The sequence below is a fragment of the Streptomyces geranii genome, from assembly GCF_002954775.1.
Classification (GTDB): Bacteria; Actinomycetota; Actinomycetes; order Streptomycetales; family Streptomycetaceae; genus Streptomyces; species Streptomyces geranii.
The window spans coordinates 72,110-90,014 of sequence record NZ_PJME01000019.1 but is presented as its reverse complement, the minus strand read 5'-3'; the positions used below and the strand labels follow the sequence as shown (position 1 = coordinate 90,014).

At 71.9% G+C, this 17,905-nt stretch carries 15 protein-coding genes and 1 riboswitch; of the genes, 6 read left to right on the top strand and 9 right to left on the bottom strand.

Annotated features, from left to right (window positions below; genetic code table 11):
- Positions 1–15: 15 nt before the first annotated feature.
- Complete coding sequence (locus CW359_RS24565) at positions 16–690, bottom strand: aquaporin (RefSeq protein ID WP_105972274.1); 675 nt, start codon at positions 688–690, stop codon at positions 16–18.
- The gene (locus CW359_RS24560; RefSeq protein WP_105972273.1) at positions 681–995 is read right to left on the bottom strand and encodes an ArsR/SmtB family transcription factor; all 315 of its coding nucleotides are present in this window, start codon (positions 993–995) and stop codon (positions 681–683) included. The genes CW359_RS24565 and CW359_RS24560 overlap by 10 nt, the downstream gene beginning before the upstream one ends.
- Before the next feature lie 82 nt (positions 996–1,077).
- Between CW359_RS24560 and CW359_RS24555 the strand changes: the two genes are divergently transcribed.
- Positions 1,078–1,521, top strand: coding sequence for an arsenate reductase ArsC (locus tag CW359_RS24555; RefSeq protein WP_105972272.1), 444 nt, complete (start codon positions 1,078–1,080; stop codon positions 1,519–1,521).
- A gap of 95 nt (positions 1,522–1,616) precedes the next feature.
- On the opposite strand, the gene cobN is transcribed toward CW359_RS24555, so the two are convergent.
- Positions 1,617–5,249 (bottom strand): cobaltochelatase subunit CobN, encoded by a 3,633-nt coding sequence (gene cobN / locus CW359_RS24550; protein WP_105972271.1) that lies wholly within the window; start codon positions 5,247–5,249, stop codon positions 1,617–1,619.
- Positions 5,250–5,283: 34 nt separating this feature from the next.
- A riboswitch (cobalamin riboswitch) is annotated at positions 5,284–5,434 on the bottom strand.
- A 126-nt stretch (positions 5,435–5,560) separates the two neighbouring features.
- Between cobN and CW359_RS24545 the strand changes: the two genes are divergently transcribed.
- Genes CW359_RS24545 through CW359_RS24535 form a run of 3 tightly spaced genes read left to right on the top strand, consistent with a single transcriptional unit; the run spans position 5,561 to position 9,186 of the window.
- Positions 5,561–6,988 (top strand): cobalamin biosynthesis protein CobG, encoded by a 1,428-nt coding sequence (locus CW359_RS24545; protein WP_198655368.1) that lies wholly within the window; start codon positions 5,561–5,563, stop codon positions 6,986–6,988.
- A 45-nt stretch (positions 6,989–7,033) separates the two neighbouring features.
- Entirely contained in the window at positions 7,034–7,666 is a 633-nt protein-coding gene (locus CW359_RS24540; protein ID WP_105972269.1) for a precorrin-8X methylmutase, read from the top strand.
- Between the two features lie 8 nt (positions 7,667–7,674).
- Complete coding sequence (locus CW359_RS24535; RefSeq protein ID WP_105972268.1) at positions 7,675–9,186, top strand: precorrin-2 C(20)-methyltransferase; 1,512 nt, start codon at positions 7,675–7,677, stop codon at positions 9,184–9,186.
- 307 nt (positions 9,187–9,493) lie between these two features.
- Here CW359_RS24535 and nicT read toward each other — a convergent pair whose 3' ends face one another.
- The 6 genes from nicT to CW359_RS24505 all read right to left on the bottom strand — a co-directional run bounded on the left by nicT (position 9,494) and on the right by CW359_RS24505 (position 15,740).
- Positions 9,494–10,555, bottom strand: a complete 1,062-nt coding sequence (gene nicT / locus CW359_RS24530) for a Nickel transporter NicT (protein WP_105972344.1) — start codon at positions 10,553–10,555, stop codon at positions 9,494–9,496.
- Between the two features lie 258 nt (positions 10,556–10,813).
- Positions 10,814–11,602, bottom strand: a complete 789-nt coding sequence (locus tag CW359_RS24525) for a cobalt-precorrin-6A reductase (RefSeq protein WP_105972267.1) — start codon at positions 11,600–11,602, stop codon at positions 10,814–10,816.
- Positions 11,603–11,699: 97 nt separating this feature from the next.
- Positions 11,700–12,449: a precorrin-4 C(11)-methyltransferase gene (cobM, locus tag CW359_RS24520; protein WP_105972266.1), complete on the bottom strand. Its 750-nt coding sequence runs from the start codon at positions 12,447–12,449 to the stop codon at positions 11,700–11,702.
- A complete protein-coding gene (gene cbiE / locus CW359_RS24515) occupies positions 12,446–13,753 on the bottom strand; it encodes a precorrin-6y C5,15-methyltransferase (decarboxylating) subunit CbiE (protein WP_105972265.1) in 1,308 nt (435 codons plus the stop codon). The genes cobM and cbiE overlap by 4 nt, the downstream gene beginning before the upstream one ends.
- Before the next feature lie 114 nt (positions 13,754–13,867).
- Positions 13,868–14,425 (bottom strand): GNAT family N-acetyltransferase, encoded by a 558-nt coding sequence (locus CW359_RS24510; protein WP_105972264.1) that lies wholly within the window; start codon positions 14,423–14,425, stop codon positions 13,868–13,870.
- 43 nt (positions 14,426–14,468) lie between these two features.
- Positions 14,469–15,740: an AI-2E family transporter gene (locus CW359_RS24505; protein WP_232838573.1), complete on the bottom strand. Its 1,272-nt coding sequence runs from the start codon at positions 15,738–15,740 to the stop codon at positions 14,469–14,471.
- 198 nt (positions 15,741–15,938) lie between these two features.
- Between CW359_RS24505 and CW359_RS24500 the strand changes: the two genes are divergently transcribed.
- Positions 15,939–17,123: an acyltransferase family protein gene (locus CW359_RS24500; RefSeq protein ID WP_105972263.1), complete on the top strand. Its 1,185-nt coding sequence runs from the start codon at positions 15,939–15,941 to the stop codon at positions 17,121–17,123.
- 118 nt (positions 17,124–17,241) lie between these two features.
- On the top strand, positions 17,242–17,751 hold the full coding sequence (locus CW359_RS24495; RefSeq protein WP_105972262.1) for an NUDIX domain-containing protein: 510 nt from the start codon (positions 17,242–17,244) through the stop codon (positions 17,749–17,751).
- Positions 17,752–17,905: the final 154 nt, after the last annotated feature.

Here is a 17,905-nt window from a genome sequence, read left to right as displayed (position 1 = left end):
GGGGGGAACCCCAGGTCATTCAGCCGGTCGTTCGGGCACGAAGATCAGCGCCACCAGCGCCAACCCGATCACCCCGCCCACCAGTTGCGCCCCCACGAACCCCGGCACCGACCCCGGCGCGATCCCCGCGAACGTGTCGCTGAACGCACGGCCGATCGTCACCGCCGGGTTGGCGAACGACGTCGACGACGTGAACCAGTACGCGGCGCCGATGTACGAGGCCACCGCCGCGGGCGCGTGTCGCAGGCTGTCGGTGCGGGTCAGGCCGCGGATGAGGAGGATCAGGCCGGCGGTGGCCACCACCTCGCCCAGCAGCAGGTGACCGGACGAGCGGTCCCGCGTGGACCAGCGGACCAGCGGCTCGCCGAACATCGCGTCCGCCAGGACCGCTCCCGTGATCGCACCCGCGATCTGCGCGGAGACGTACACCGCGACCTCCCCGACCGAGGCACCCCGCCCGGCCGTCCACCACTCGGCCAAGGTGACCACCGGGTTGAAGTGCGCCCCCGAGACCGGGCCGAACAGCAGGATCAGGACGCCAAGGCCGAAGACGGTGGCGAGCGAGTTCGCCAGGAGTTGCACTCCGATGTCCGTCGTCAGCTCGGCCGCCTGGATGCCCGAGCCGATCACGATCGCCACGAGGAGTGCGGTGCCCAGGAATTCGGCCGCCGCCCTCGCCCTCAGGGGCATGACCGCTTGATCCCGTTCTCGGTGGTCGCTCGCGCCGCCTCCGCCAGCTCCGCGAAGCCGTCCGCCAAGGGCGCGATGGCCTCCGGGCGCAGCCGGTAGTACGTGAAACGGCCGCACGGCTCCGTGTCCACCACCCCCGCCTCGCGCAGCACCCTCAGGTGGTTCGAGAGGTTCGTCTGGCCCGCGCCCGTCTCCTCGATCAGGTGGGTGCTGCAGAGCGTCTCCCGGGCGAGCAGGGTGACGATCCGCAGGCGGAGCGGGTCCGCCAGGACTCGCATCAGGTCGGTGTCGACCGGCATCAGCATGGGCTGATACTTTCACATCAGCACAGACTGATACCAGTCAGGGCTGAACTGAACCTTCGATCGGATCGAGAAGGAAGCTCCCATGCACTCCACGCCGCTCCCCTCCGTCCCGTCCGGCTCCCCCACCCCCTCCGTCCTCTTCGTGTGCGTCCACAACGCCGGGCGCTCGCAGATGGCCGCCGGTTTCCTCGGCCATCTCGCCGGTGACCGGATCGAGGTGCGCTCCGCCGGGTCCGTACCCGGAGAGCGGGTCAATCCGGCCGCCGTCGAGGCCATGCGGGAGGTCGGGATCGATATCGCGGGCGCCCGGCCCAAGATGCTCAGCGCCGAGGACGTGCGGGCGTCCGACTACGTCATCACCATGGGGTGCGGCGACGCCTGCCCGGTCTTTCCCGGCAAGAGGTACCTCGACTGGGAGTTGGCGGATCCGGCGGGGAAGGGGGTCGCGGCCGTCCGGCCCATCCGCGACGAGATCAGAGCCCGTATCGAGGCTCTGATCGCCGAGATCGACGCAACGGCTTCCTGATCGCCTACTCCCTTACCCCGTTACTCCGTTACCCCGTTGCCCCGTTACGCCGCTGCTCCCCCGCTCCCCAGACCCCTAGCGATCCCTCCAGGCCCCTACCGGTCCTCCAACTCCCCCTCAGCCTCCAGATAAACCCGCCGCAACCCCTCCAGCACCGCCGGATCCGGCTTCTCCCACATCCCCCGTGACTCCGCCTCCAGCAGTCGCTCCGCGATGCCGTGCAGGGCCCATGGGTTCGCCTGCTGCAGGAACTCGCGGTTCGTCTCGTCCAGGACGTACGTCTCCGTGAGCTTGTCGTACATCCAGTCGGCGATCACGCCTGTGGTCGCGTCGTAGCCGAACAAGTAGTCCACCGTTGCCGCGAGTTCGAAGGCTCCCTTGTAGCCGTGGCGGCGCATCGCCTCGATCCACTTGGGGTTGACCACCCGGGCTCGGAAGACCCTCGACGTCTCCTCCACCAGGGTGCGGGTGCGGACCGTTTCCGGGCGGGTGGAGTCGCCGATGTAGGCCTCGGGGGCCGTGCCCCGGAGGGCGCGGACCGTGGCCACCATGCCGCCGTGGTACTGGAAGTAGTCGTCGGAGTCCGCGATGTCGTGCTCGCGGGTGTCCGTGTTCTTCGCCGCGACCTCGATCCGCTTGTACGCCGTCTCCATCTCCTCGCGCGCCGGGCGGCCGTCGAGTTCGCGGCCGTAGGCGTAGCCGCCCCAGACCGTGTAGACCTCGGCGAGGTCCGCGTCCGTGCGCCAGTCGCGGGAGTCGATGAGCTGGAGGAGGCCCGCGCCGTACGTTCCCGGGCGGGAGCCGAAGATACGGGTCGTGGCCCGGCGTTCGTCGCCGTGGGTCGCCAGGTCCGCCTGGACGTGGGCGCGTACGTGGTTCACCGACTCCGGCTCGTCCAGCGAGGCCGCCAGGCGTACCGCGTCGTCCAGCAGGCCGATCGTGTGCGGGAACGCGTCCCGGAAGAAGCCCGAGATGCGGAGCGTGACGTCGATGCGGGGGCGGCCCAACTCCTCGGCGGGGATGGGTTCCAGGCCGGTCACGCGGCGCGAGGCGTCGTCCCAGACCGGGCGGATGCCGAGGAGGGCCAACGCCTCCGCCACGTCATCTCCCGCTGTGCGCATGGCACTTGTGCCCCACAGCGACAGGCCCACCGACGTCGGCCACTCGCCGTTGTCCGTGCGGTAGCGCTCCGCCAGGGATTCGGCGAGGGCCTGGCCCGTCTCCCAGGCCAGGCGGGACGGGACCGCCTTCGGGTCCACCGAGTAGAAGTTGCGGCCCGTCGGGAGGACGTTCACCAGGCCCCGGAGCGGGGAGCCCGAGGGGCCCGCCGGGACGAAGCCGCCGTTCAACGCGTGGACGGTGTGGTCGAGTTCGGCCGTCGTGGCCGCCAGGCGGGGTACCACCTCGCGGGCCGCGAACTCCAGTACGGCCGCCACCTGTTCGCCGTGCTCCGTGGGAACGGCGGACAGGGCCCAGCCCGCGTCCTCCATCCCCTGGACCAGCGCTCGCGCCTTCTCCTCCGCCGCGTCGGCCGTCGTACGGGTCGCGGCCGACTCGTCGAGGCCGAGTGCCTCGCGCAGGCCGGGCAGGGCCTGGGTGCCACCCCAGATCTGGCGGGCCCGGAGGACAGCTAGAACCAGGTTGACGTGGTCGGCGCCCTTCGGCGGGTTGCCGAGGACGTGCAGACCGTCGCGGATCTGGGCGTCCTTGACCTCGCACAGCCAGCCGTCGACGTGGAGCAGGAAGTCGTCGAAGCCGTCGTCCTCCGGGCGGTCCGCGAGGCCGAGGTCGTGGTCCAGCTTCGCGGCCTGGATCAGGGTCCAGATCTGGGCGCGGATCGCCGGCAGCTTCGCCGGGTCCATCGACGCGATCTGGGCGTATTCGTCGAGGAGTTGCTCCAGGCGCGCGATGTCGCCGTACGAGTCCGCGCGGGCCATCGGCGGCACCAGGTGGTCGACGAGCGTCGCGTGCACGCGGCGCTTGGCCTGGGTGCCCTCGCCCGGGTCGTTGACCAGGAAGGGGTAGACGAGGGGCAGGTCACCCAGGGCCGCGTCGGGGCCGCAGGCCGCCGAGAGGCCCGCGTTCTTGCCGGGCAGCCACTCAAGGTTGCCGTGCTTACCCAGGTGGATCATCGCGTCGGCGCCGAAGCCGCCGTCGTCCGTGCGGGCCGCGAGCCAGCGGTAGGCCGCCAGGTAGTGGTGCGACGGCGGCAGGTCCGGGTCGTGGTAGATCGCGATCGGGTTCTCGCCGAAGCCCCGCGGCGGCTGGATGAGGATCAGCAGGTTGCCGAAGCGCAGGGCCGCGAGGACGATGTCGCCCTCCGGGTTCGCGCTGCGGTCCACGAACATCTCGCCCGGCGCCGGGCCCCAGTGTTCCTCCACCGACGTACGCAGCGACTCGGGAAGCGTCGCGAACCAGCGGCGGTAGTCCGCCGCCGGGATACGGACCGGGTTGCGCGCCAACTGCTCCTCGGTGAGCCAGTCCTGGTCGTGCCCGCCCGCCTCGATCAGCGCGCGGATCAGCTCGTCGCCGTCTCCGGACGCCAGCCCGGGGACGTCGGCGCCCCCGAAGTCGTAACCCTCTTCCCGCAGTCGGCGCAGCAGCGCGACCGCGCTCGCCGGGGTGTCCAGGCCGACCGCGTTGCCGATGCGGGAGTGCTTGGTCGGGTAGGCGGAGAGGACGAGGGCGAGGCGCTTGTCGGCGTTCGCGATGTGGCGAAGTCGCGCGTGGCGTACGGCGATTCCGGCCACGCGGGCCGCGCGCTCGGGGTCGGCGACGTACGCCGGGAGGCCGTCCTCGTCGATCTCCTTGAAGGAGAACGGGACGGTGATGAGCCGGCCGTCGAACTCGGGTACGGCGATCTGGCTGGCCGCGTCGAGCGGGGAGACACCCTCGTCGTTCTCCTCCCAGTTGGCGCGCGAGCCGGTCAGGCAGAGGGCCTGGAGGATCGGCACGTCGAGGCTGGTGAGCGCGCCCGCGTCCCAGGACTCGTCGTCACCGCCCGCGGAGGCCTCGGCGGGCTTGGTGCCGCCCGCCGCGAGGACCGTGGTGACGATGGCGTCGGCGGCGCGGAGTTCGTCGATCAGCTCGGGCTCGGGGGCGCGGAGCGAGGCGACGTACAGCGGGAGGGCGCGGGAGCCGGTGTCCTCGATCGCCGTGCAAAGGGCGTCCACGAAGGCGGTGTTGCCGCTCATGTGGTGGGCGCGGTAGTAGAGGACGGCCACGGTCGGACCGTCCTCCCCCGGGGCCGCCGCCCTCGACTCGCGCTCCAGCGGGCCCCAACTCGGCGCGGGCGCCGGGGCGTCGAAGCCGTGGCCGGTCAGCAGGACCGTGTCGGAGAGGAAGCGGGCGAGCTGTTCGAGGTTGGCCGGGCCGCCGTGGGCGAGGTAGGCGTGCGCCTCGGCCGCGATGCCGACCGGGACGGTCGAGGCGGCCATCAGCTGGGCGTCCGGGGCCTGTTCGCCGGTGAGGACGACGACCGGGCGGCCGTCGGCGAGCAGCAGATCGAGGCCGTCCTGCCAGGCGCGGATGCCACCGAGGAGGCGTACGACGACCAGGCCGACGCCGTCGAGCAGCGCCGGGAGGTCGTCGAGGAGGAGCCGGGAGGGGTTGGCGAAGCGGTACGGCACCGGGCCGCCGGCCGCGCGGGCGCTGAGCAGGTCGGTGTCTGACGTCGACAGGAGCAGGACGCCAGGGTTCGGCGGGAGCCCCTCGGATGAGTGCAGCATGCGGCGTCGGCCTTCCTCGGGGTGTCCGCGCCCCGGGCGGTGTCGGACTGCGGGAGTTCCTGACTCGCCCGGACCTCGTCGGCCGGACTCACAGTGGCGGGACCGCGCCGGACTCGCACCGGCTTCCTCCCCTGTCGCCGTCATGGCGACGGCGGATCGGATGATCCGCCGATCAGCATAGTAAGGGCGGAATGGTAAGGGGCGGGGGACGAGGGCGGAGGATACATCGCAGGTGGGGCGGGTGAGGCAGGCGACGAGGGCACACGGTAGACCGCAGGTGGGCGCACGGTACATCGCAGGTGGGGGTGGGTATGCTCGCCGCCATGTCCTCGGCTGCCCTCCGTCCGTCCCCTCAGGCCACAGCGGCCTCACGGGACCTCGGCGACGCCTGCCCCGGCACCCTCCGGCTGCACGCGGCGGACGACGGCGCGCTGGCCCGCGTACGGATTCCCGGCGGCGTCCTGACCACCGCCCAGGCGGAGACCCTCGCCGAGGTCACCCGCCGCCTCGGCGACGGCGACCTCCACCTCACCTCGCGCGGCAACGTGCAGGTCCGGGGCCTGGCGGACGACTGCGGCGCGGAGTTGGCGAGCCTGCTGACAGAGTCAGGTCTGCTCCCCTCACCGACCCACGAACGGGTCCGCAACATCGTCGCCTCCCCCCTCTCCGGCCTCGACGGACACGGCCACAGTCACGGCCACGGCCACTTCGCCGTACGTCCCTGGCTCACCGCCCTCGACACCGCGCTGTGCGCGAGCGAACCGGCGCGCGGCCTCTCGGGACGGTTCCTGTTCGCCCTCGACGACGGCCGCGGCGACATGACCGGCCTCGACGCCGATGTGACCCTGCGGGCGACGGCGGACGGCGACGCGGAACTCGGGCTCGGGGCGTGCGATGCGTCCGGTGCGGCGGCCCTGCGCATATCGGCCGAGGATGCGCCGGGGGCGGCGCTGGCGGCTGCGGAGACTTTTCTCGAACTGGCCGTGGAAGCGGCGATACGGGCGCCCGGTGGCCGTGTCTGGCGGGTGGCCGAACTCCCGCTCACCGAGGGCGAGTTGCTCGACGCGGTGGGGCGACGGCTGACCGCCGGGGGCATCGGCCACGAACGCCGGGCCCGTACGACCGACCGTACGGACGGACCGGCCCCGGGTGCCGTCCGGAACGGGCTGTCCGTGCACGTGCCCCTGGGGCGGCTGTCGGCCGCGCAGTGGCGAGAGCTGACGCGGATCGCCTCCACCGGTTGCGGTGCCGGTGAGCTGCGTCTCACCCCGTGGCGCGGTGTGGTACTTCCCACACAGGCGCCGCCGACAGCAACAGCGCCTGGAACAGGGGCAGCGACAGCGGCAGCAACAGCGGCGGACGCGCACGAGTCGCTCGCGCGTCTCGCCGCCACCGGTCTCGTCACCGACCCCGGCTCGCCCTGGCTGCGCGTCGGCGCGTGCATCGGGCAGCCCGGCTGCGCCAAGTCGCGGGCGGATGTCCGTACCGACGCGGCCGGCGCGCTCGACGCGGTCTCCCCGTACGGTCTCCCCGTGTACTGGTCCGGGTGCGAACGCCGCTGCGGACATCCCCGGGGCGACCGGGTGGACGTGGTCGCGGCCCCGGAGGGCGGCGGCTACCGCCTCTCCAGGGCGGTGGAGGGGGCGGAGCCCCGGAGCACCTTCACTGACCTGGACCACCCCTCCGACCTCGCCACAGCCCTGGCGGCCATCGACGCGACCACCGCCATCACCATATGAACGACCCGAGCCGCACCGACGCGAACCCGAAGTGAGAAGAACACCGTGACCACGTACGACTACGAGAAGGACGGCGCGGCCATCTACCGCCAGTCCTTCGCCACCATCCGCGCGGAGGCCGACCTCGCGGGCCTGCCCGCCGACGTCAGCCAGGTCGCGGTCCGGATGATCCACGCCTGCGGGATGGTCGACCTCGTACGGGACCTGTCGTACACGCCCGGCGTCGTGGCCCGCGCCCGGGAGGCGCTGCGGGCCGGGGCGCCGATCTTCACCGACGTACAGATGGTGGCCAGCGGGGTGACCCGCAAGCGGCTGCCCGCCGGGAACGACGTGCTCTGCACCCTCTCCGACCCGGCCGTCCCCGACCTCGCCGCCAAGCTCGGCACCACGCGCAGCGCGGCGGCGCTGGAGCTGTGGCGGGACCGGCTGGAGGGTTCGGTCGTCGCCGTCGGCAACGCGCCCACCGCGCTCTTCCGGCTGCTGGAGATGATCGAGGAGGGTGCTCCCCGGCCCGCCGCCGTGATCGGGGTCCCGGTCGGCTTCATCGGCGCGGCCGAGTCCAAGGACGCGCTGGTGGCGCATCCGTCGGGCCTGGAGCATCTCGTCGTACGCGGCCGTCGCGGGGGCAGCGCCCTCGCCGCCGCCGCGCTGAACGCGATGGCGAGTGAAGTGGAATGAGCCGACGGATGAGCAGTACTGAACAGTTCGAAGTCGGGCGGCTGTACGGGGTCGGGCTCGGGCCCGGTGATCCGTCGCTGATGACCGTACGGGCCGTCGAGGTCATCGCCGGGGCGGATGTGATCGCGTACCACAGTGCCCGGCACGGACGGTCGATCGCGCGTTCGATCGCGGCGCAGCACATCCGGGCCGACCACATCGAGGAGCCGCTGGTCTACCCGCTCACGACGGAGACCACCGACCACCCCGGCGGCTACCAGGGCGCGATGGACGAGTTCTACGCGGAGGCGTCGGCGCGGCTCGCCGCGCACCTGGACGCCGGGCGCACGGTCGCCGTCCTCGCCGAGGGCGACCCGCTCTTCTACGGCTCCTACATGCACATGCACAAACGACTCGTGGACCGGTACGAGACCGAGGTGATCCCCGGTGTCACGTCAGTGTCGGCGGCGGCTGCCCGCCTCGGTACGCCCCTCGCCGAGGGCGAGGAAGTACTGACGATCCTGCCGGGCACCCTGCCCGAGGAGGAGTTGGCGGCACGGCTCGCCGCGACGGACGTCGCCGTGGTGATGAAGCTGGGGCGCACCTTCACCAAGGTCCGCAGCGCGCTGGAGAGTTCGGGGCGGCTCGGTGAGGCGCGGTACGTCGAACGGGCCACGATGGCCGGGGAGCGGCTGGCCGAACTGGCGGACGTGGACCCGGAGTCGGTGCCGTACTTCTCGGTGGCGGTGCTGCCGAGCAGGGTGGATGTGGAGCGGCCGGCGGCGCGGGAGCGGGGCGAGGTGGTGGTGGTCGGGACCGGTCCGGCGGGCCCGTTGTGGCTGACGCCGGAGACGCGGGGCGCGCTGGCCGCCGCCGACGAACTGGTCGGCTACACCACCTATCTGGACCGGGTGCCGGTACGGGCGGGGCAGGTACGGCACGGTTCCGACAACCGGGTCGAGTCGGAGCGGGCGGAGTTCGCGCTCGACCTGGCCCGGCGCGGGCGGCGGGTGGCTGTCGTGTCGGGCGGTGACCCCGGGGTCTTCGCGATGGCCACGGCCGTGCTGGAGGTGGCCTCGCAGAAGGAGTACGCCGATGTGCCGGTGCGGGTGCTGCCGGGGGTGACCGCGGCCAACGCGGCGGCGGCCCGCGCGGGCGCTCCGCTCGGCCACGACTACGCCACCATCTCCCTCTCCGACCGGCTGAAGCCCTGGGAGGTCATCGCGGAACGGCTCCGCGCGGCGGCCTCGGCGGATCTGGTGCTGGCGCTGTACAACCCCGGGTCCGGCAGCCGTACCTGGCAGGTGGGCAAGGCGCGGGAGCTGCTTCTGGAGTACCGGGCGCCTGAGACGCCTGTGGTGGTGGCTCGGGATGTGGGGGGTTCGGGGGAGCGGGTGCGGGTGGTGCGGCTGGCCGACCTGGACCCGGCCAAGGTCGACATGCGGACGATCCTGCTGGTCGGGTCGTCACAGACGCGGGTGGTTCGGCGGGGGGATGGGGGGGAGGTTGTTTGGACTCCTCGGAGGTATCCGGAGGGGTAGGGGGCGAGGGGTTGGGAGCAGCCGAGCAAGTTTTCGCCCCCGCCGCCCCTACCCGTACCCATCCCTGGGGGCTGCGCCCCCAGACCCCCCTATCGCGCTGAACGCGCTCGTCCTCAAACGCCGGACAGGCTGAGAGGCCCCGGCCTGGGCTGGGTAAGAGGCAGTAAACGGGTGGGCGGGCGGGAAATCAGAGCTGAGCGGAACCAGCCTGGCCCTGCAAACACCGAACGGACCAAGACACCCCGACCTGTGCTGAAGCGGCAGTAAGGGCGGGTGGGTGGGAAAACAGAGCCCCGCTGCACCCCCCTCACCTCTTCTCCGCCAACCCCGCCGTCCACCTCTCCTCGATCCGCCCGAACTTCCACACCAGCAGCGCCACCGCCCACGTAGCGAAGAACAGCCCGACAATGACGTACCCGATGATGTTGAGGTCCAGGCCGGAGACCCAGTTCCAGAACGGCCCGTGCAGGTCCGCCTGTTCTGCGATCAGGCCCAGTAGTTCGACCGTGCCGATGATGAGTGCCACGGCGACCGACAGGCCGGTGATCGTGAGGTTGTAGTAGACCTTGCGGACCGGCTTGGAGAAGGCCCAGCCGTAGGCGAAGTTCATGAACGAACCGTCGATCGTGTCGAGCAGGGACATGCCTGCCGCGAAGAGGACCGGCAGGCACAGGATCGCGTACCAGGGCAGTCCGGACGCCGCGCCCGAGCCCGCGAGGACGAGCAGGGCGATCTCCGTGGCGGTGTCGAAGCCGAGGCCGAAGAGGAGGCCCAGGGGGTACATCTGCCACGGCTTGGTGATCGACTTCATCAGGCGGCCCAGGAGGCGGTTCATGAAGCCGCGCTTGTTGAGCTGCTCTTCGAGTGCGTCCTCGTCGAAGTGGCCGGTGCGCATCTGGCGGAAGACCTTCCAGATGCCCGCCATGATCACGAGGTTGATGATCGCGATGGCGTAGAGGAAGGTGCCCGAGACCGTCGTGCCTATCCAGCCCGTGACGCTGTGGAGCGTGGAGTCGTCGTTCGCGACCGGGTCGGCCAACGCCTTGACGCCGAGGGAGAGCAGGAAGGCCAGGGCGAACACGATGCTGGAGTGGCCGAGCGAGAACCAGAAGCCCACGGAGAGCGGACGCTGCCCCTCGCTCATCAGCTTGCGGGTGGTGTTGTCGATGGCGGCGATGTGGTCGGCGTCGAAGGCGTGGCGCATGCCGAGGGTGTAGGCGGTGACGCCGATGCCGATACCGAAGGTCTTCGTACCGAGGCTGTAGTGCTCGGGGGCGACGATCACGACCAGCGTGAACCAGCCGATGACGTGCAGGGCCAGGATGAAGGCGGCCATTCCGCCGAGGCTCGCCCACTCCTTGCGGGTCATCGACGTACGGATACGGTGCCGGACGGACTCGGGAGGGGAACCGGACACGGTCGCCATGGGGATGTGGCCTTACTTCTCGATGCTTCTCGATGCTTCTCAATGCCTGTCGATGCTTCTCTGCGCGCGGCTGCTTTCAGCCGCCGCATCCACCAGGCTTCTGCGCATCGGTTGCAAGTACAAGATCAGGGCGGCAAAGGGCGTGTCAGGTTTCGGCCAGGGAACGGAAAGGGAGGAGGTTCAAGTGCTCCCTTGCTCCCCCTACTTCCCTACTTCCCTACTTCCCTGCTCCCTGATCCAGCTGGCCGCCGACTCCGGGTCGGGTACGACCGGGACACCCTCGGGGGCCGCTGGTCTGCGGACCACGACCACCGGCAGCCCCGCCTCCCGCGCCGCCGTGAGCTTCGGGGCCGTGGCCGCTCCCCCGCTGTCCTTGGTCACTACGACGTCGATGCGGTGGCGGCGCAGCAGTTCGCGTTCGCCGTGCTCGCCGTCGAGGGTGAAGGGGCCTCGGTCGAGCAGTACCTCCATACGGGCCGGGTACGGGGGCTCGGGCGCGTCCACGGAACGTACGAGGAACCACAGCTCCGCCAAGTCATGGTCGGCGAAGGCTGCCAGGCCCGTGCGTCCGGTGGTGAGGAAGACGCGACGACCGAGGGTGGGGAGCAGCGCGGCGGCCTCCGTCAGGGAGCCGACCTCGTGCCAGTCGTCCCCTTCTACGGGGGTCCAGCCGGGGCGGCGGAGCGCGAGCAGGGGGACGTGGGCCGTCGCGGCGGCCCGGGCCGCGTTGGCGCTGATCGTCTCGGCGAAGGGGTGGGTGGCGTCGACGAGCACGTCCACCCGGTGCTCGCACAGCCACGCGGCGAGCCCTTCGGCGCCCCCGAAACCGCCGACCCGGACCTCGCCCGGCGGGAGGCGGGGGGTGGCCACGCGGCCGGCCAGGGAGCTGGTGACTCTTGCCCCCGGGGCTCCCTGGAGCAGTTCGGCCAGGCGGCGGGACTCCGTCGTGCCGCCGAGGATCAGTACGTGCCGGGGCGTCGTGGCGGTCATGGAAGTCCGGGTTCGGTCATGAGGGGCAAGGCGGTCAGGGGGGCAAGGCGGGTAAGGGGGGCAGGTGCGTCGGGCTCAGCCTCGGTCCCGCCCCCGCTCAGGACGCGCCGCGCTCCCGCCCCGGCGAGTAAAGGTGGCTGTCCCCGAACTGCTCCGCCCCCAGTGTCCGCCCGACCATGATCACAGCCGTGCGCAGCACACCCGCCTCCTTCACCTTTCCGGCGATCTCGTCGAGCGTGCCCCGGATGATCAGTTCCTCGGGGCGGGAGGCGTACGCGACGACCGCCGTGGGGCAGTCGGGGCCGTAGTGCGGGAGGAGTTCGGTGACCACCCGGTCCACGTACCTCGCCGCCAGGTGCAGCACGATCAGCGCGCCGCTGCGGCCGAGGGTGGCCAGGTCCTCGCCCTCCGGCATGGCCGTCGCCTGCTGCGCGACCCGCGTGAGGATGACGGTCTGGCCGACCGTCGGCACGGTCAGCTCCCGCTTCAGCGCAGCAGCCGCGGCGGCGAAGGCCGGTACCCCCGGCACCACCTCGTACGGCACCCCGGCCGCGTCCAGCCGCCGCATCTGCTCGGCGACCGCGCTGAACACGGACGGGTCCCCGGAGTGCAGCCGGGCCACGTCGTGTCCTTCCCCGTGGGCGCGTACCAACTCGGCGGTGATCTCGTCCAGGTTGAGGTCCGCGGTGTCCACCAGCCGTGCGTCCGGCGGGCATTCGGCGAGCAGCTCACGCGGGACCAGGCTGCCCGCGTACAGGCAGACCTGGCAGGCCGCGAGCGTACGGGCGCCGCGCACCGTGATCAGGTCGGCGGCGCCGGGCCCGGCGCCGATGAAGTACACGGTCATCTGTCGTCTCCTGGAAGGGGGTTGGAGGTTTCCCGTACGAGGTCCCGGGGTTTGTGTACAGCCCACTGCGTCACCGGCATCGCCTGCCGCCACCCGGTGAAGCCGCCCACGGGCACGGCGTGCGCCACCGCCAGTTTCGCCAACTCGCCGCCATGACGCCGGTACGCGTCGGCGAGCAGTGCCTCGGACTCCAGCGTGACGGTGTTGGCGACCAGCCTTCCTCCGTCCGGCAGCGCCGCCCAGCAGGCGTCGAGGAGGCCGGGTGCGGTGAGGCCGCCGCCGATGAACACGGCGTCGGGGGGCGGGAGTTCTGCCAGCGCGCCGGGCGCGGAACCGACGACGACACGCAGGCCGGGTACGCCGAGCCGGTCGGCGTTGCGGGCGATGCGTTCGGCGCGTACCGGGTCACGTTCGACGGTGATCGCGCGGCACGAGGGGTGCGTACGCATCCACTCGATCGCGATCGACCCCGAGCCGCCGCCGACGTCCCACAGCAACTCGCCCGGCGCGGGGGCGAGTACGGCGAGCGTCGCGGCGCGGATGTGGCGCTTGGTGAGCTGACCGTCGTGCTCGTACGCCTGGTCGGGGAGACCGGGTACGGCACCGAGGTGCGTGGTGTCCGGGGCCGGACGGCAGACCACGGCGACGATGTTGAGGGGGTCCACGGGGACTTCGGGGTGCCCGGCCGTCCGGTCCCCGGGCCAGTCGTCGGCCGTGGTCTCGGGGGTCGTACGTTCCCGGTCGCCGCCGAGTTGTTCCAGTATCCGCATCCGGCTCGGCCCGAAGCCGCGGTCCCGCAGCAGGGCGGCGACCTGGGCGGGCGTACTCGCGTTCGCGCTCAGCACGAGGAGCCGTCGGCCGTCGTGCAGGGCGGCGGCGAGGCGTCCGAGGGGGCGGCCGACCAGCGTGACGACCTCCACGTCCTCCAGCGGCCAGCCGAGCCGGGCGGCGGCGTAGGAGACGGAGGAGGGATGCGGCAGGACCAGCAGGTCGTCGGCCTCCTCGGCGAGGGCGCGTCCGATGCCGTAGAACATGGGGTCCCCGCTGGCCAGTACGGCGATACGGCGGCCGGTGTGCGCGGCGAGCAGCCGGGGTACGGCGGGGCGCAGCGGGGAGGGCCAGGGGAGGCGTTCCCCGGTGCAGTCGGGCGGGAGCAGGTCCAGCTGGCGCGGGCCCCCGATCAGCACGTCGGCCTCGCGCAGCGCCTCGCGGGAGGCACCGGGGAGCCCCTGCCAGCCGTCGGCGCCGATCCCCACGACGGTGACGGCGGGGGCGGGGGCGGGGCCTGGTCGTGCGGGGTTCACTGGTTCACTGCTCGGTACCTCGGGTCGGACTTCGGGGGACGGCGGCTGGGGCTGAGGCGCACTCTACTGGGCGGTGACCAGCGCATCTCTGGCCGGGTGCGAGGCCCGTACCCCCTATCGCGCGGGACTCGCGCCGGGTACGGCCCGCGCGCGGAACTCCTCGGCGAGGAGCCCGAAGAGCACGTCGTCGGTCCACTCCCCCTTCATCCAGGTGCTGCGGACGAGGTGGCCCTCGCGGCGGAACCCGACCCGTTCCAGCAGCCGCGCCGAGCGGGCGTTGCGTCCGTCGCAGCCGGCCGAGACCCGGTGCAGCCCCTCCTCCACCAGCAGGAACTCCACCACCCGCCCGACCGCCTCGCTCGCGTACCCCCTCCCCTGGAACTCCGGCGCGAACGTGAAGCCCAGTTCCGCCTGCCGTCCGTCCTCGCTCCGGCACACCCCGACATCGCCGATCAGCCCCGGTACGTCCCGCCGCTCGACGGCGTACTGGAACCACCCCGGCGCACGGGCGTCCCCCGCCGACAAGGTGACCGCCAGCCGCCCGGCCTCGGCGAGCGACACCGGCGGCTCCCAGGACTGGTACCGGCTCACCTCGGGATCCGACCGGTACGCGGCCAGGGCCGACGCGTCCGCCGGACCGAACCTCCGGAGCCGTAGCCTCGCCGTCTCCATACCTTCGTCCTCTCCCTTCTCTTTCCTCCTCTTCGTGCCTCTTCTATGCCTTCAGGTGTCCCGGAGCGGCACCGGCGGCACCGACGGCGCCCTCGGCCGCGTCCTCGTACCGCCCCCGCAACTCCGACAGCACCCCGAAGGCCGCCGCCGTCAGCGGTACGGAGAGGAGCATGCCGAGGATGCCCGCCAGGGAGGCGCCTGCCGTCAGGGCCAGCAGGATCACCGCCGGGTGCATCTGGAGGGTGCGGCTCTGGATCATCGGCTGGAACACGTTCCCCTCCAGTACCTGGACGACGGTGACGACGCCGAGGACCCACCCCGCGGTGGCCAGCCCGCCGTCCGCGAAGGCGACGAGGACCGCGACCGCGCCCGAGAGGAAGGCGCCGAGGTAGGGGATGTACGCGCCGATGAACACCAGCGCCCCGAGCCCGATCGCACCCGGCACCCCGATGATGAGCAGACCGACGGTGATGCAGAGGGCGTCGATGAACGCGACGATCGTCGTGCCGAGCATGAAGCCCTCGATCGCCTGGAAGGCACGGCGGGCCATGACCTCCAGAGTCGCGCCGGTGCCCCGGGGCGCGAGGGTGTGCAGGGAGGCGACGGCCCGGTCGGAGTCGCGGAGGAAGAAGAAGAGGAGCAGGATCGCGAGCGTTCCCGTGGCGATCATCTCGGTGAGCAGGCTGACTCCGCTCAGCACCCCGGAGACCGCGCTGCCGCCGAAGCTGGACAGCAGGTCCTTGGCGTTGGTGGCGAGTTCGTCGAGCGCGTTGCCGACCACGTCGAAGCGCTCGCTGAGGTCCTTCGCGGCGTCCCGCACGGAGTCGATGATCTGATCACCGGTGTCGATCAGGGCGTTCACGACGATGTACGCGGCCCCGCCCATGACCAGGATCACCGCGGCACAGGTCAGCCCGGCCGCGAGCGACTTGTTGAACCGCATCGCGACCAGCCGCCGGTAGAACGGCCCGAGCAGCGCCGACAGCAGCAGCGCGAGCAGCACGGGCGTCACGGCCGTCTGGAAGGTGATGCAGAACCACACCCCCACCGTGATCACACCGCTGATCAGCAGCAACAGCGCACTTCCGGCCGCGATACGCCGCGCGGGCTCGGACAGCAACGGGCCACCGCCCCGGCCGTCCGGACGGACCGGCGGCGCCACGACGGGCCCACCGGTCGTACGTACGGTCGTACGCGTCCGGTGTATCCGAGCACCGCGTCCCCCAGGCCGCCCGGCGCCACCACTGCCACTACTACTGCCGCTGCCGCTGCCGCTGCCGCCGACTCGTCGACGGGCTCCCGTACGGCTGTTCATCCTGTTTGTCTCCGCTCACCCGCATGACCGCTGTTCGCGGCGACAGAGTAGACCCGTGCGGGACCCGTGGGGTTGAGCGAGCGGGGTGGGCCGCAGGTGAAGAACCGGTGACGGTGTGGTGGCCGGAAAGCGGCGCCGAAGCTGTGGGGACCATAAGAACTTGTGTGACACCGCCGGAGCTGGGCAGGCGCGGTCGTTATGAGCACCTCCAGCCTCCCCACGACCCCCGACAGCGCCACGGCGAAGACGGTGACCGAGGCCACCGAGCCGCGGCGCAGATCCGGCACGGGCGTCGGTGGACGCGGGTTTCCGTCGGCGCTGCGCGGTGGTGGGCGGGTGGCGGGGCTGGACGGGCTGCGGACGGTCGCGGTCGTCCTGGTGATCGCGTACCACGTGGCGCCCGGCCCGCTGCCCGGCGGCTCGGTGGCCGTGGACGTCTTCTTCACCCTCAGCGGCTTCGTCATCACCCGGCTGCTGATCGCCGAGTACGCCCGCACGGGCCGTATCGGCCTCGGCAGGTTCTACCGCCGCCGCTGGCTGCGCCTCGGCCCGGCCCTGCTGGTGATGTGCGCGGTCACCGCACTTCTCTCCCTCACGCTCCCGCTGCCGCTGTTCGACGGGGCATGGACGGCGGCGGCGCTGGCGGCGGTGTCGGTGGTCAACCTCGTACGGGCGGGCGAGGCAGGCCCGTACTCGGACCTGACCGCCCCGCTGAGCCACACCTGGTCGCTCGGGGTGGAGGAACAGTTCTACCTGGCCTGGCCCCTGCTCCTCCTCTTCCTCCTACGCCGTACCAGCGCGCGGAAGGTACTGGCCTGGGTCGCCGCACTGTGCGTACTGCCGCTGCTGTGGCGCCTCGCCCTCTGGGACCCCACGGCCGCGCACCGCATCTACAACGGCCCCGACACCCGCGCCGACCAGCTCCTGATCGGCGCCCTGCTCGCCGTACTGCTGGCCCGGCTGCGTGCCGACGACCCCCGCCTCGCCCTGCTGCGCCGCTGGGCGGGACGCCTGTGCTGGCCGGCGCTCGCGCTGCTGGGGCTGATCGCCTGGCAGATCCCGATCGCGGGGGCCAGCGCGTGGAACCCCTTCTGGTACACGGCCGGTTTCATGGTCGCCGCGCTGCTGTCGGCGACGGTGGTGGCCGGCCTGGACCTGGTCCCCGGTTCGTGGCCGTCCCGGCTGCTGTCGATCGGGGCACTGGCCTGGGTGGGCCGCAACCTCAGCTACGGGATGTACCTGTGGCACTACCCCGTCATCCGCCTCCTCTCCGACCTGGGCGTGACCGACGACCAGTTGCTCCCGATGGGCATGGTGGCGACGGTCGCGGTGGCGCTGGTGTCGTACGCCCTGGTGGAACGGCCGCTGCTGCGGCGGGGTTGAGCCGGTTACGAGGTGGGGGTGAGGCGGCGATCCCACCGGGGCTCGGCTCACGGGACCTCGGTGTCAGCGGGCGGTGTCAGAGGGCGGTGTCAGTGGGCCGCCCTAGACTCCGCGCACCATGACCGACCACCACTCACCCCTGAGAAGCGCACCGCTCCCGCCCCCACTCGACTCCATGACGGTGCTCGTCGGCGCGGTGATCGTCCACGACCGGGCGGCGGACCGCGTCGTCCTGCTGCGACACGGCCCACACGCCAGGTCGGGCCGCCAGGGCATGTGGGACCTGCCCATGGGCAAGAGCGAACCCGGCGAGCCCATCACCGACACGGCGGTGCGTGAGCTGTACGAGGAGACGGGCCTGCGGGTGCGGCCGGAGGCCCTGCGGGTCGCCCACATCGTCCACGGCGCCCGGAACGCGCGGACTCCCAACGGCTACCTCACCGTCGTCTTCGCCGCCGACGAGTGGACGGGCGACCCGGAGAACCGCGAACCCGGGAAGCACGCCGAGGTCCGCTGGGCCGAAGTGGACGCGCTGCCGGGGGAGTTCGTCCGGTCAAGCGCGGAGGCGTTGCACCGGTACCTGGCCGACGGGCCCTTGGTGATATCGCTGGTGGGCTGGTCACCGTGACGGGGTCGACCGGGTTCCGGTCGGCCACGGACCAACCCCCCTAAAGAACTTGGGTTAAAGAACCAACCACCCTCCTCCTCCCGCCCGTTGACCCGTTCACCCTCAGGAGTGACGCGGTTGCGGCGAGTGGGCGCGGAGAGTTACGTTCCCGGAA

Bases quoted from the DNA above. Each gene is read 5' to 3' on its own strand.
- CW359_RS24565 (WP_105972274.1), bottom strand. From the start codon at position 690: ATGCCCCTGAGGGCGAGGGCGGCGGCCGAATTCCTGGGCACCGCACTC.
- CW359_RS24560 (WP_105972273.1), bottom strand. From the start codon at position 995: ATGCTGATGCCGGTCGACACCGACCTGATGCGAGTCCTGGCGGACCCG.
- CW359_RS24555 (WP_105972272.1), top strand. From the start codon at position 1,078: ATGCACTCCACGCCGCTCCCCTCCGTCCCGTCCGGCTCCCCCACCCCC.
- cobN (WP_105972271.1), bottom strand. From the start codon at position 5,249: ATGCTGCACTCATCCGAGGGGCTCCCGCCGAACCCTGGCGTCCTGCTC.
- CW359_RS24545 (WP_198655368.1), top strand. From the start codon at position 5,561: ATGCTCGCCGCCATGTCCTCGGCTGCCCTCCGTCCGTCCCCTCAGGCC.
- CW359_RS24535 (WP_105972268.1), top strand. From the start codon at position 7,675: ATGAGCAGTACTGAACAGTTCGAAGTCGGGCGGCTGTACGGGGTCGGG.
- nicT (WP_105972344.1), bottom strand. From the start codon at position 10,555: ATGACCCGCAAGGAGTGGGCGAGCCTCGGCGGAATGGCCGCCTTCATC.
- CW359_RS24525 (WP_105972267.1), bottom strand. From the start codon at position 11,602: ATGACCGCCACGACGCCCCGGCACGTACTGATCCTCGGCGGCACGACG.
- cobM (WP_105972266.1), bottom strand. From the start codon at position 12,449: ATGACCGTGTACTTCATCGGCGCCGGGCCCGGCGCCGCCGACCTGATC.
- CW359_RS24510 (WP_105972264.1), bottom strand. From the start codon at position 14,425: ATGGAGACGGCGAGGCTACGGCTCCGGAGGTTCGGTCCGGCGGACGCG.
- CW359_RS24505 (WP_232838573.1), bottom strand. From the start codon at position 15,740: ATGAACAGCCGTACGGGAGCCCGTCGACGAGTCGGCGGCAGCGGCAGC.
- CW359_RS24500 (WP_105972263.1), top strand. From the start codon at position 15,939: ATGAGCACCTCCAGCCTCCCCACGACCCCCGACAGCGCCACGGCGAAG.
- CW359_RS24495 (WP_105972262.1), top strand. From the start codon at position 17,242: ATGACCGACCACCACTCACCCCTGAGAAGCGCACCGCTCCCGCCCCCA.